Origin of the sequence: Streptomyces sp. NPDC088910, assembly GCF_044749865.1 — a bacterium.
GTDB lineage: Bacteria > Actinomycetota > Actinomycetes > Streptomycetales > Streptomycetaceae > Actinacidiphila.
Genome location: NZ_JBIVIV010000001.1, coordinates 598604 through 611881, shown reverse-complemented (window position 1 = coordinate 611881; position 13278 = coordinate 598604). Strand labels below are relative to the sequence as shown.

General features: G+C 72.0%; 10 protein-coding genes and 2 tRNA genes. 9 read left to right on the top strand and 3 right to left on the bottom strand.

Translation table 11 applies throughout. The features are described from left to right. Positions 1 to 201: 201 nt before the first annotated feature. The 3 genes from rsfS (at position 202) to ACIP4Z_RS02655 (ending at position 1507) form a co-directional block, all read left to right on the top strand. Positions 202 to 636 carry a ribosome silencing factor gene (rsfS, locus tag ACIP4Z_RS02665; protein ID WP_355348921.1) on the top strand — a complete coding sequence of 145 codons (435 nt, stop codon included), beginning with the start codon at positions 202 to 204 and terminating at the stop codon, positions 634 to 636. Next, positions 633 to 1286, top strand: a complete 654-nt coding sequence (locus ACIP4Z_RS02660) for a histidine phosphatase family protein (protein WP_355348981.1) — start codon at positions 633 to 635, stop codon at positions 1284 to 1286. The genes rsfS and ACIP4Z_RS02660 overlap by 4 nt, the downstream gene beginning before the upstream one ends. Positions 1287 to 1434: 148 nt before the next feature. Next, a tRNA-Ala gene (locus tag ACIP4Z_RS02655) sits at positions 1435 to 1507 on the top strand. A gap of 186 nt (positions 1508 to 1693) precedes the next feature. Here ACIP4Z_RS02655 and ACIP4Z_RS02650 read toward each other — a convergent pair. Further along, entirely contained in the window at positions 1694 to 1888 is a 195-nt protein-coding gene (locus ACIP4Z_RS02650) for a hypothetical protein (protein WP_401304502.1), read from the bottom strand. On the opposite strand from ACIP4Z_RS02650, the gene ACIP4Z_RS02645 reads away from it, so the two are divergent. Further along, on the top strand, positions 1887 to 2108 hold the full coding sequence (locus ACIP4Z_RS02645; RefSeq protein WP_401304500.1) for a hypothetical protein: 222 nt from the start codon (positions 1887 to 1889) through the stop codon (positions 2106 to 2108). The genes ACIP4Z_RS02650 and ACIP4Z_RS02645 overlap by 2 nt on opposite strands. Before the next feature lie 108 nt (positions 2109 to 2216). Here the strand turns inward: ACIP4Z_RS02645 and ACIP4Z_RS02640 are convergent, their stop codons facing one another. Continuing rightward, entirely contained in the window at positions 2217 to 3305 is a 1089-nt protein-coding gene (locus ACIP4Z_RS02640) for an alkene reductase (RefSeq protein WP_401304497.1), read from the bottom strand. 87 nt (positions 3306 to 3392) lie between these two features. Next, positions 3393 to 4760: a glycosyltransferase 87 family protein gene (locus tag ACIP4Z_RS02635; RefSeq protein ID WP_401304494.1), complete on the bottom strand. Its 1368-nt coding sequence runs from the start codon at positions 4758 to 4760 to the stop codon at positions 3393 to 3395. Between the two features lie 133 nt (positions 4761 to 4893). On the opposite strand from ACIP4Z_RS02635, the gene ACIP4Z_RS02630 reads away from it, so the two are divergent. The 5 genes from ACIP4Z_RS02630 (at position 4894) to ACIP4Z_RS02610 (ending at position 13117) form a co-directional block, all read left to right on the top strand. Continuing rightward, a tRNA-Ala gene (locus ACIP4Z_RS02630) sits at positions 4894 to 4966 on the top strand. Positions 4967 to 5183: 217 nt separating this feature from the next. Further along, entirely contained in the window at positions 5184 to 6971 is a 1788-nt protein-coding gene (locus tag ACIP4Z_RS02625; protein WP_355348906.1) for a hypothetical protein, read from the top strand. A 217-nt stretch (positions 6972 to 7188) separates the two neighbouring features. Continuing rightward, positions 7189 to 9156 (top strand): protease pro-enzyme activation domain-containing protein, encoded by a 1968-nt coding sequence (locus tag ACIP4Z_RS02620; protein ID WP_401304491.1) that lies wholly within the window; start codon positions 7189 to 7191, stop codon positions 9154 to 9156. 364 nt (positions 9157 to 9520) lie between these two features. After that, on the top strand, positions 9521 to 12388 hold the full coding sequence (gene leuS / locus ACIP4Z_RS02615; protein ID WP_401304488.1) for a leucine--tRNA ligase: 2868 nt from the start codon (positions 9521 to 9523) through the stop codon (positions 12386 to 12388). Between the two features lie 162 nt (positions 12389 to 12550). Beyond that, on the top strand, positions 12551 to 13117 hold the full coding sequence (locus ACIP4Z_RS02610; protein WP_355348897.1) for a hypothetical protein: 567 nt from the start codon (positions 12551 to 12553) through the stop codon (positions 13115 to 13117). The last annotated feature ends 161 nt before the right edge of the window (positions 13118 to 13278 follow it).

Sequence of the window (13278 nt, the reverse complement as noted above, 5' to 3'; positions counted from 1 at the left end):
ACCGAGCGTGGTGACCGGTCCGCGGCGCTCGGCGCATGGTGACCGGCGCGCGGGCTCCGGCCCACGGTGACCGGCGCGCGGTCACCGGCCCGTGGTGACCGGCGCGCGGTCACCGGCGCGCGGTGATCGAAAAGGGGTCGGGGGCTGTCCGAGGGTCGTGAGACCCTTGGGTGACCAGCCCCCGACCCGAAAGTCTCCTCAGTGACCGCCACGGACCGTTCCATCGAGCTGACCCGTACCGCCGCCCAGGCCGCGGCCGACAAGCTCGCGCACGACATCATCGCCTACGACGTCAGCGACGTCCTCTCCATCACCGACACCTTCCTGGTGGCCTCCGCGCCCAACGACCGACAGGTCAAGGCCATCGTCGACGGCATCGAGGAGACCCTGGCCAAGGAGCTGGACGCCAAGCCGGTACGGCGCGAGGGCGAGCGGGACGGCCGCTGGGTGCTGCTCGACTACATCGACATCGTGGTGCACGTGCAGCACTCCGAGGAGCGGGTCTTCTACGCCCTGGAGCGGCTGTGGAAGGACTGCCCGGAGATCGAGCTGCCGCAGGACGCGGTCGCGACCCGCGGCAAGGGCGCCGAGCACGCCCAGGCGCAGGAGGCGCAGGACGAGGGAGACCTGAACTGAACGGGAACAAGGGCGGCCGTGGCCGCCGGATCGTGCTCTGGCGGCACGGCCAGACGGCCTGGAATCTCGAACAGCGCTTCCAGGGCAACACCGACATCGAGCTGACCGCCGAGGGCACGGCGCAGGCGCGCCGCGCCGCCCGGCTGCTCGCGGCGCTGCGGCCGGACGCGATCATCGCCTCCGACCTGCGCCGGGCCGCGGGCACCGCCGCGGAGCTTGCCGCGGTGACCCACCTGCCGGTCACGCACTACGAGGGTCTGCGCGAGACCTTCGCCGGAGCCTGGCAGGGCCTGACCCACACCGAGATCGTCGAGCGCTACGGCGAGCAGTACGCGGCCTGGAAGCGCGGCGAGCCGGTGCGGCGCGGCGGCGGCGAGCTGGAGACCGAGGTCGCCGACCGGGCCGCCCCCGTGGTGCTGACCGCCGCCGACAAGCTCGCCGACGACGGCGTCCTCGTCGTCGTCAGCCACGGCGGCACCATCCGCACCACCATCGGACGGCTGCTCGGCCTGGAGTCCACGAGCTGGGAGTCGCTCGGCGGCCTGACGAACTGCTGCTGGTCCGTCCTCGGCGAGGGCGCCCGCGGCTGGCGGCTGCTTGAGCACAACGCGGGCACCCTGCCGGAGCCGGTCCTCGGCGACGACACCTGAGCGCGCGCCGGACCGTGCTCGCGGCGGCCTCCGGACGGCCCTCGACCGGGTCCGGGACGCGTCCGCGCGCGGCGGTGCAGCGGATTTCGTTTCCGGCGCGCTCACCGGCTATGCTTCTTCTCGTCGCCGGGGAAACCCGCGCTGACGCGGGGCTGTAGCTCAGTTGGTAGAGCGCTTGCATGGCATGCAAGAGGTCCGGGGTTCAATTCCCCGTAGCTCCACAAGGTCGAGGGCGGAGTGTGCTCGCGGAAACGCGAGTCACTCCGCCCTCTGTCGTTTCTGCCCGGCTGCGCCTCGCACCGCGGGGGCTTCGCCACCCGGAGCCCCGTGAGGTCGGCCGGGCCGGACGCCGAGGCGGGAGTACCCGGGAGCACGGTCCACCCGCCACGTACGAAGGTCCCGTTCCCTCACCGGGGGAGCGGGATCTCTGCGTTCCGGCCCTCCCGCGTGGCCTGCTCGGCCTTCTCGCGCAGGATCTCGGAGAGCGGGCGGCCGTGCTCGGGGCAGCCGACGACCGGGTCGGGGATGGCGCGCAGGCGCTCGATCCGGCGGGTGTCCTGCGCGCCGAGCGGGGTGTAGACGACGACGCGGTGCTCGGACATGCCGTCGATGCTCAGCGAGCTGGACGACAGATTGCCGGTGCCGACCGCGTGGTGCCGGAAGACCTTGACCCGCCTGCCCGGCGCGGCCACGGCTGCCGGGACCCCGGGGGCGGCGGGCGCGGTGCGGCGCGGTCTCGACCTGCCGGGCCTGGTCGTGCTCGGCGCCGCGGTGACGCTGCTCACCGTGCTGCTCATCCTCGGGCCCACGCCTACGCCGTGATGTCGGCGGCCATGGCGGCGGTGTCGTCGGTCGGCGCCGTGGCCGCGGTCGAGTGGCGGCGGAGCGGGCGGCGCCGGGCCTGAGGCACGGGGCCTGTGCCGGTGCGTCCTACGCGTCCTGCGCGTCCTCCGCGTCCAGGGACGGGTAGTCGGTGTAGCCGCGCTCGTCGCCGCCGTAATACGTGGCCCGGTCCGGGGTGTTGAACGGTCCGCCCGCGCGGAGCCTGCGCGGCAGGTCGGGGTTGGCGAGGAAGAGGGCGCCGTACGAGAGCATGTCGGCGGTGCCGTCCTCGATCAGCGCCAGCTCCTCCGGGCCCGAAGGGCGGCCGACCGTACGGGCGTTGAGGATGAGGGCGCCGGAGAAGCGTTTGCGCAGCTCCAGGGTGAGCGCCCGGTCGTCGTTCTCGATGAGGTGCAGATACGCGGGGCCGACCGCTTCGATCGCCTGGACCAGCGCGACATACGTCGGTCCCGGCTCCGGCTCGTGGAGGTCGCCGAGCGGATTGCCGGGCGAGACGCGCAGGCCCGTACGGTCGGCGCCGATCGCCCCGGCCACCGCCGTGACCAGCTCGACCGCGAACCGTATCCGGCGTTCGGGGGAGCCGCCCCAGTCGTCGGTGCGGACATTGGAGTTGGGCGCGAGGAACTGGTGCGCCAGATAGCCGTTGGCCGCGTGCACCTCGACGCCGTCGAAGCCCGCCGTGATCGCGTTGCGGGCTGCGGCGGCGTGGTCGGCCACGGTCTGCCGGATGCCGTCCTCGGTCAGCTCCTCGGGGACGACGAACTCCTTCGGCCCGTCCCGCGTGTAGACCGTGCCCTGGGCGGCGACGGCCGAGGCGCCGACCGGTACGAGGCCGTCGGGCAGCAGGGAGGGGTGGCCGATCCGGCCGGTGTGCATGAGCTGCGCGAAGATCCGGCCGCCCGCCGCGTGCACGGCGTCGGTGACCCGGCGCCAGGCGGCGATCTGCTCGTCGCTGTGCAGACCGGGAGTGTCGGGATAGCCCTGGCCGACGGGGGAGGGCTGGGCGCCCTCGGTGACGATCAGCCCGGCGGAGGCGCGCTGCGCGTAGTAGCGCACGGCGGCGTCGGTCGGGGCGAGTCCGGGACCGTACGCCCTGCTGCGGGTCATCGGTGCCATGGCGATACGGTTCGGCAGCCGCACACCGCCGAGGTCGAGGGGGTCGAACGCGGTGGTCAAAGCGGTCTCCAGGCTCGTCCGGCGGCGGGGCTCGTAGTCGGCCGAAAGCCACCGTAACCGCGGATCCGCCCCGGAAATGTTGAGGATTCATGAACTTCCGGCCGGAGCGGCCGGGGCGGCCGGAGCGGGGGCGGGCGCCGTGACCAGGGGCGGCGCGGGGTCGGGAGCCGCCTCCGGAATCGGCGCCGGACGACGGCTTTCGGCGGTTGACACGCGCCTGGAGGGCATGGTGTACAGCGCGCGGACGGCCAGCGCGCCCGCCAGCGCCAGGAACGCCACGGCCGCCAGCGGATAACCGGCCGACAGCAGTATCTGCGGCCCGCTCTGCCGCAGCTCCAGCCGTCCGGGGCCGTGCGGCACCGCCCACAGCGCGAAGGAACAGAAGAGACCGCAGGCCGCGGCCGTCCCGGCCGCCCACCGCCAGTCCCCGCGGCGCAGCGCCTCGGAGCCGAGCAGCACCAGTATCGGCACCGCCCACACCCAGTGGTGCGACCACGACACCGGACTGACCAGCAGCGCCGTCATGGCGCAGGCCACCGCCGCCCACGCGGGCCCGTACGGCAGCCGGTCCCCGGCCAGCAGCGCCGCGACGGCCACCGCGAGCCCGGCCAGACCCGCCACGGCGGCGCCCGCCAGCCAGACCGTCCCCGGGTCCCCGGTGTGCTGGAACCGGGCGACCACCCCGCGCAGCGACTGGTTGGCGGTGTCCTCGCCGAAGCCGACCCGGTCCGGCGCGAGCACCACCCCGGTCCAGAACCGCCGCGAGTCGTACGGCAGCGCGAGCGCCGCGACCGCGACCGTACCGGCGAAGGTGCCGCCCGCCACCAGCGCGCGCCGCACATAGGGCGCGCCGCTTCCCTCCCGGCGCAGCGCCGCCGCCCCCGCCACGGCCAGGAAGACGGCGAAGAGCGCGGGCGTCAGCTTGATCCCGGCGGCGATCCCGATCCCGGCCCCCGCCCAGCGGTGCGCGGCAGGGCGGGTCAGGTCCCACAGCACCAGCACCGCGAGCAGCAGATTGACCTGCCCGTAGCGCAGGGTCGTCCACACCGGCTCGCACCACACCGCCGCCGCGGCCACGGCGAGCACCACCGCGGCCCGCGGCGCGCGTACCGGACGGCCGGCCAGCCGCAGCGACAGCGCGACCAGCGCCACCAGCAGCAGCAGATTCCCGGCCGTCGCCGCCGTCCGCATCGCCCCGGGCCGCAGCCACGTCAGCGGCACGAACAGCAGCGCGGCGAACGGCGGATACGTCGTCGGCAGCCGCGCGTACGTCGCCCGCATCGCGTACAGGTCACCGCCGCCGCGTACCGTCAGGCCCTCGGCCCGGTACACCATGAGGTCGATCATCGACACGTGCGCGCCGCGCTGCGCCGCCCAGAATCCGGCGAAGGACGCGAGGCAGCCGACCCCGGCCGCGGTCACCGCCGCCGCCCGCCGCCGCCGTACCGCGCCCACGCCACCACGCTCCTCCCGCCGTCACAGAACCCCGAGGTCGGAGGCCCGCCACCGGCCGGAAACGAGTTGGCGGTCCCGGCCCGCGGCCGTGTAATGTATCCCGAGTCGCCGGGCCCACCGCCCGACACCACGCGGGGCTGTAGCTCAGTTGGTAGAGCGCTTGCATGGCATGCAAGAGGTCCGGGGTTCAATTCCCCGTAGCTCCACGAGTGAGAGAGCGAGACCTGTCCGCAGAAGGCGGACGGATCTCGCTCTTTTCCGTTGCGCGGCGGTCGGCTCCTGCGGGGCGCGGCTCCGGGGCGCGGCTTCGGACCGGCCGCGGGACCGGTCTGCTGACCGGCCGCGGAATCCGTCACCCGACCGGCCTGACGGCTGGTCAACTACCCTGGGCGCACAGGGCGGAAGCGACGGGGGAGAGACCTCTTGGACCAGCTGGACTGGCAGTTGATCGACCGTGAGTTCCTCGCCGGTCGGCGCGAGGCCTCGCGGGAGAGTCTGGTCCGCTACTTCGACGGTGCCCTGCCGACCTGGGAGACGGTGCTGGCGGACGTGCCGCGCCGCGAGGCGGTCTCGCGTATCACCGGGAATCTGCTGTACGAGCGCGGCTCGGCGAGCACCGTGCACCTGGTGGTGGGCCCCAGCGGCGAGGGCAAGTCGACGCTGATCCGGCAGGTCGCCGTCGATCTCGCGAGCAGCCACGAGGACTGGCGGGTGTACTGGCGGGACTCCGGCGACACCCTGGACCTGAAGTGGATCGCGGAGCTGGACCCGGACCGCAACACGCTCTTCGTCTCGGACGACGCGGAGAAGATCGCGACCGGCTGCTTCGACGTCCTGCGGCGACTTGAGGGCCGCTCGGACCTGCACTTCCTGCTGGCCGCGCGGGACACCGACTGGCGGGCCGTCAGGGCCGACTCGCTGCCGTGGAACACGCTGAACGTCACGCCGAAGCGGATCGCCCTGCGCGGCCTCGGCAAGGACGGCGTGGACGCGCGGGAGATCGTCGAGGCGTGGACGCGGTCGCAGGCGCTCGGCCAGCTCGCCTCGTACAACCAGGTCGAGGACCGCGTGGCGGCGCTGCTCGCGGCGGTCCGCGGCGAGGAGGCCAGCCTGGAGGACGGCGCGCTGCTCGGCGGCATGCTCCGGGTCCGCGTCGGCGACCGGCTCGACGGCCATGTGCAGCAGATGCTCGGACGCCTGGTCCACTACCCGTTGAGCAACGGCCGCACGCTCGCGTACGCCTTCTTCATGATCGCCGCCCTGCACGGCATCAATGTGCGGGAGATGTCGCCGCGGCTGCTCGCCGAGGCGCTCAACATCGACGTGAGCCGGGTCGAGGAGGAGATCGTCATCCCGCTCGGCGAGGAGGCGGCGGCGGCCCGCGCGGGCGACCGGCTGCTCGTCAGGCACCGCGCGGTCGCCGAGTCGGCGCTGCGCGTCGCCCGCAGCCTCGGCGTCGACATGAAGGACATCTACGCCCGCCTGACCCGCGTCGGCATCCGCGTGGCGACCCGGCCCGGAAGCGGCCTGGACGCCAAGGAGTTCCGGTACATGTCGCAGAAGCTGAGCAGCTCGCCCGAGTACGCGATCGGCTCCGCCCGCGCGGCCGTGGAGGAGGAGCCCGACGACCTGCGCCGGGTGGTCAACCTCGTCGTGGTGCTGCGGCACAACGCCATGAACGACGAGCTGACGGCGGTCGCGCAGGAGCATGTCGGCCGGATCCGTACGATGGTCAACTCCCGTGAGGCGGCCCGGCGGTTCTTCTACGAGTGGTCGATCGCGGAGGGCAAGTCCGGCCGCCCCGAGATCGCCTGCTGGCTCACCGCGGTGTCGCTGGCCGATCTGGCGTGGGCCGATCCGCTGCGCGACGAGCGGGACGTCGAGTGGCGGATGGCCGGTTTCGTACCGGGGTTCAAGGCGCTGGCCGCGCGCACCGGGGACGAGCGGTTCGCGCGCGGGGTGCGCGCGGTCGAGACGCTGCTGCGCGGCTGGCCGGTCAGCCCGCGTACCGAGCGGGACATGGTCATGTACCGCTCCTACGCCAAGAGTCAGGGCGTGCCGGAGATGGACCGCGACACCTGCCGTACGGAGTTGACGGCCGCGGTCGTGGCCGCCTGGCGATTGCGGTCGCGTGAACTTCCCGACGTTCCCGCGGGATCGACCTTGCGCTTCCACCGGCTGTTCCAGAAGCTGGACGAGCACCCCGCCTGACCGGGCGGGCGGCCCCGACGGGTCCCGCGCCCGATCGGGCACGCGACCTGAACGGCCATACGCACGACGGGCGGTGGCTACCGTTCCTTGACCCGCTCTTGGGAAAACCATGCCCCTGACATGAACCGATCAGCGAAAGAGTGTCGCTCTGCGGTACGAGCCGTACGGATAGCGGCGACACCGCACTTCGCGACAACTCGCTTCGCATGGGGGTTTCATGAGATTTGAGCGCAAGAGAACGCGTGTGGGACTGGTGGCGGCCGCCGCGCTGCCCCTGGTCGCCGGCGCGCTCGCGCTTGGCACCCAGTCCGCCACGGCCGACCAGCCCAGCGGACGCCAACTCCTCTCCGGCACCAAGCCGCAGTGGGCCACCACCCAGGCAGACAAGGGCGCGACCGCGAACACCGGCAAGGTGTCCGTCCGCGTCTATCTGGCCGGACGGGACGCGAAGGGCCTCGCGGCCTACGCCAAGTCCGTCTCGGATCCGAACTCGGCTGACTACGGTCACTATCTGACCACCGCGCAGACCCAGTCGCGCTACGGTGCGACGAAGGCCCAGATAGCCGAGGTCACCGACTGGCTGAAGTCCTCCGGCCTGAAGGTGACCGCGACCTCCCAGCACTACATCGCCGTGACCGGTGACGTGGCCGCCGCGGAGAAGGCTTTCGGCACCCAGCTCCACAACTACTCCAAGGCGGGCCACACTTACCACGCCCCGGCGACCACGGCGTCCGCGCCCGCCTCGCTCAAGGGCGCGGTGCTGACCGTCACCGGCCTGGACAACGCACCCAAGAAGTCCAGCCACGACGACACGCTGCCGCCTCCGGACGCGGTCTTCAAGAACGCCGGACCCTTCTCCACGTACTTCGGCTCGAACACCAACAGCAAGCTCCCCAACGCGTACGGCACCAAGGCGCCTTACGCGATCAAGGGCTACACCGGTGAGCAGCTCCGTGCCGCGTACGGCGCCGGCAAGTACACCGGCAAGGGCGTGACGGTGGCCATCACCGACGCGTACGCCTCGCCGACCATCGCCGCCGACGCCTCGCAGTACGCCAAGCGCAACGGCGACCAGAAGTACAAGAAGGGCCAGCTCTCGCAGGTCCTGCCGAGCGAGTTCACCAACACCGACGAGTGCGGCGCGTCCGGCTGGTACGGCGAGGAGACGCTCGACGTCGAGGCCGTGCACGCGGTCGCCCCCGACGCGAACATCGTCTACCTCGGCGCGGCCTCCTGCTACGACGACGACTTCCTCGACACGCTCAACAAGGTCGTGGACGGCCACCTGGCCGACATCGTCTCCAACTCGTGGGGCGACGTCGAGGCCAACGAGACCCCGGACGTGGCCGCGGCCTACGACCAGGTCTTCCAGCAGGGCGCTGTCGAGGGCATCGGCTTCTACTTCTCCTCCGGTGACAACGGCGACAACGTCGCCTCCACCGGTGTGAAGCAGGCCGACACCCCCGGAAACTCCGACTGGGCCACCTCCGTCGGCGGCACCTCGCTGGCGGTCGGCAAGAACGACAAGTACAAGTGGGAGACCGGCTGGGGCACCGAGCGCGCCCCGCTGTCGGCCGACGGCAAGTCCTGGGTGGGCTTCCCCGGCCCGTACACCTCGGGCGCGGGCGGCGGCACCAGCAAGCTGTACGCGCAGCCGTACTACCAGCGCGGCGTCGTCCCCGACTCGCTGGCGCTCGCCAACGGCGGCACCGTCAAGCAGCGTGTCGAGCCCGACATCGCCGCGGTCGCCGACCCGAACACCGGCTTCCTCGTCGGTCAGACCCAGACCTTCCCCGACGGGTCGCTCCAGTACAGCGAGTACCGGATCGGCGGCACCTCGCTCGCCGCGCCGGTGATCGCGGGCGTCCAGGCGCTGTCGCAGCAGGCCCGTAACGGCATCGCGATCGGCTTCGCCAACCCGCTCATCTACAACAAGTACGGCACGTCCGCGTACCACGACGTGACCGACCACCCGCTGGGCCAGGGCCAGGGTCTCGCCGTCGTGCGTGTCGACTTCGCGAACGCCTTCGACGCCTCGGACGGCACGATCACCTCGCTCCGTACCCTCGGTGCGGACGCGTCGCTGCACGCCACGGTCGGCTACGACGACGTCACCGGCGTCGGCACCCCGGGTGCCGACTACGTGAAGTCGTACCTGCCGCCGAAGAAGAACGGCAAGCACTGAACGGTGTGACGCGGTTCTGAGAACGGTGTGACGCGGTTCTGATCCGACGCGCCTCCGCGTTTCGGACATGGTTCTACGCCGATCCGGCGCGGATCCGAGGCGTGCGGACGCGCTTCGGAAGCGTTTCGGACGCGGTGAAGCGGGGCCCGTACCGGGGAGCGATCCTCGGTGCGGGCCCCGCCCCCGCTGCGGTAACCTGATGCCATGCGAGCTGTGAGCCTCCTGCTTAGCGAGCCGCGCTGACCGAGAACCCCGTCAGTGCGGCACCCCTCCTGCGCGAGGGGCTTTTTTGTTTCCGCAGGCAGCGACGGGCAGCAGGCTTCCGGGCCGCAGCCGTCAAGACATCGATGGAGTACCGAGGACGATGAGCGAGATCACCCCGGCCGCCGAGACGGCTGCGCCCCACCGCTACACGGCCGAACTGGCCGCGGACATCGAGGGCCGCTGGCAGGACTTCTGGCAGGCCCACGGCACCTACGAGGCGCCGAACCCCAGCGGCGACCTGGACGGCGACCCCGAGACGGCCGCGCGCCCCAAGAAATTCATCATGGACATGTTCCCGTACCCCTCGGGCGCGGGACTGCACGTCGGCCACCCGCTGGGCTACATCGCGACCGACGTCTACGCCCGCCACCAGCGGATGACCGGCCACAATGTGCTGCACACCCTGGGCTTCGACGCCTTCGGCCTGCCCGCCGAGCAGTACGCCGTACAGACCGGCACCCACCCGCGGGTCACCACCGAGGCCAACATCGTCACGATGACGGCGCAACTGCGGCGGCTAGGCCTGGGCCACGACAAGCGCCGCTCCTTCGCCACGATCGACCCGGAGTACTACCGCTGGACCCAGTGGATCTTCCTGCGGATCTTCAACTCCTGGTACGACGAGGAGGCCGCCCGCGCCCGCCCGATCAGCGAGCTGGTCGAGCAGTACGAGGGCGGCGTCCGCGCGACCCCCGACGGCCGCGCGTGGGCGGAGCTGACCGTCGCCGAGCGCGCCGGTGTCCTGGACGGCCACCGGCTGGCGTACGTCGCCCAGTCGCCGGTCAACTGGTGCCCCGGACTGGGCACCGTGCTGGCCAACGAGGAGGTCACCGCCGACGGCCGTTCCGAGCGCGGCAACTTCCCCGTCTTCAAGGCCAATCTGCGCCAGTGGATGATGCGCATCACCGCGTACGCCGACCGGCTGCTGGACGATCTGGACCTGCTGGACTGGCCCGAGGCCATCAAGCAGCAGCAGCGCAACTGGATCGGGCGCAGCGAAGGCGCGCGCGTCGACTTCCCCGTGGCCGGCGCCGACCGCCCGATCACGGTCTTCACCACCCGTCAGGACACGCTGTTCGGCGCCACCTATATGGTGCTGGCCCCCGAGCACGACCTGGTGGACGCGATCGTCCCCGACGCCTGGCCCGAGGGCACCCACCAGGTGTGGACCGGCGGCCACGCCACGCCCGCCGAGGCCGTCGCCGCCTACCGCAAATTCGCCTCCTCGAAGTCCGACGTGGAGCGGCAGGCCGACGCCAAGGAGAAGACAGGCGTCTTTACCGGCGCCTTCGCCGTAAACCCCGTCAGCGGTGAAAATGTCCCCGTCTTCATCGCGGACTACGTGCTGATGGGCTACGGCACCGGCGCCATCATGGCCGTGCCCGCCCACGACGCCCGCGACTTCGCCTTCGCCCGCGCCTTCGAACTGCCGATGCGCTGTGTCGTGGCCCCCACCGACGGCCGCGGCACCGACCCTGCCCAGTGGGACGACGCCTTCGGGTCGTACGACGCGACGATCGTCAACTCGGCCGGGTCCGGGGTGTCCCTGGACGGCCTGGGCGTGGTCGAGGCGAAGGCCGTGATCACCGCCTGGCTGGCCGAGCGCGGCATCGGCGAGGGCACCGTCAACTACCGCCTGCGCGACTGGCTGTTCAGCCGTCAGCGCTACTGGGGCGAGCCCTTCCCCGTCGTCTACGACGAGGACGGCGTCGTGCACGCGCTGCCCGACTCGATGCTGCCCGTCGCCCTGCCCGAGGTCGACGACTACAGCCCCCGCACCTTCGACCCCGACGACGCGGACACCTCCCCGGAGCCGCCGCTGTCGCGCAACGAGGACTGGGTGACGGTCGAGCTGGACCTGGGCGACGGCGTCCGCACGTACCGCCGCGAGACCAACACCATGCCCAACTGGGCCGGTTCCTGCTGGTACGAGCTGCGCTATCTGGACCCGCACAACAGCGAGCGGCTGGTCGACCCAGCCATCGAGCAGTACTGGATGGGCCCGCGCGAGGGGCAGCCCGCGGGCGGCGTCGACCTGTACGTCGGCGGCGCCGAGCACGCGGTGCTGCACCTGCTGTACGCCCGTTTCTGGCACAAGGTGCTGCACGACCTGGGCCACGTCTCGTCCGTGGAGCCGTTCCACCGGCTGTTCAACCAGGGCATGATCCAGGCGTTCGTCTACCGTGACGCGCGCGGCATCGCGGTGCCCGCCGTCGAGGTCGAGGAGCGGGACAGCGGCTGGTTCTACCAGGGCGAGCCCGTCAGCCGTGTGCTGGGCAAGATGGGCAAGTCCCTGAAGAACGCCGTGACGCCCGACGAGATCTGCGCCGAATACGGCGCCGACACCCTGCGCCTGTACGAGATGGCGATGGGCCCGCTGGACGTCTCCCGCCCCTGGGACACCCGCGCGGTCGTCGGCCAGTACCGGCTGTTGCAGCGCCTGTGGCGCAATGTCGTGGACGAGGCCACCGGCGCGGTGACCGTCTCCGAGGCCGAGCCCGACGAGGCCACGCTGCGCGCGCTGCACAAGGCGATCGACGGTGTCACCGGCGACATGGCGGGCCTGCGCTTCAACACCGCCATCGCCAAGATCACCGAACTGAACAACCACCTGACGAAGACGGGCGGCCCCGTGCCGCGCGCCATCGCCGAGCCCCTGGTGCTGTTGATCGCGCCCCTGGCGCCGCACATCGCCGAGGAGCTGTGGAGCAGGCTGGGCCACACCTCCTCCCTGGTGCACGAGCCCTTCCCGGTCGCCGACCCCGCCCTGGCGCAGGACGAGGCCGTCGTGTGCGTCGTCCAGATCAAGGGCAAGGTCAGGGCACGGTTGGAGGTTCCTCCGACCATTTCCGACACCGAGCTGGAGGCCCAGGCGCTGGCCGACCCGGCCGTCGTCGCGGCGCTGGGCGGTGCGGCGGTGCGCAAGGTGATCGTGCGGGCGCCGAAGCTGGTCAACATCGTGGTGTGAGGCCGCGGCTGCTTCGCAGGGGGCGCCGCCTCGCGGAGCGCGACCCTTAAGGGGCAGGTTGGGGGATCGGCCGGATCCCGCGGCCTGCCCCTCCCGTTTACGGTGGAGACGTCTACGGTGGATGGTGGAGTGTCCGCCGTTCGAGGTTGGAGGAGAGCGCCCGTGGAAATCGCAGGCTTCGTCGTCCTGGTGCTCTTCCTCGCCTTCGTCACGCTCGGGGTCGTGGCCACCGTCAAGACGGTGCGCGCCGCGCGCCGCGGTGTCGCCCGCGCCTCGGCCCAGGCGCGCCGCGCCATCGAGGACACCCAGCTCAAGGCCCGCCGCTACACCACCACCGGCCCCGCGGGCCAGGTCGCGCAGCTCCGTATCGACCTGCGCACCGCCATCGACAGCACCTTCCGCGCCCTCGAACACGACCCGTCGCTGACGGAGGCCGCCGGTCTCATGGCCCGCCTCAACGACCACGCCCGCACCCTCGACCGCGAGCTGGCCCTCTTGGAGCGCGAGCCCGACCGCGCCCGCCTCGCCGCGCTCCTCCCCGACCTCTCCACCCGCGCCCACCGCATCACCCACTCCGCGGACTCCCTGCGCTGGGCCGCCCAGGACCGCGCCCACCAGTTCGCCTCCGACGACCTCACCGCCCTCCGCCACCAGATCGACATCGAATCGGCCGCCCTCCGCCACTGGGAGCCTGCGGCTCCGCCGAAGCTGAGCCCGACTGCGGAGTAGGCCCTTTGGCGGGGTGCGAGGGGTGAGCTGTTGGCGGGGTGTCAGGGGTGAGCCGTTGGCGGTTGTGGCAGGCGTGAGCCCTCGGAGGGCCGCCAGGGGTGAGCCCTCGGAGGGCCGCCAGGGGTGAGCCCTCGGAGGGCCGCCAGGGGTGAGCCTTTGGC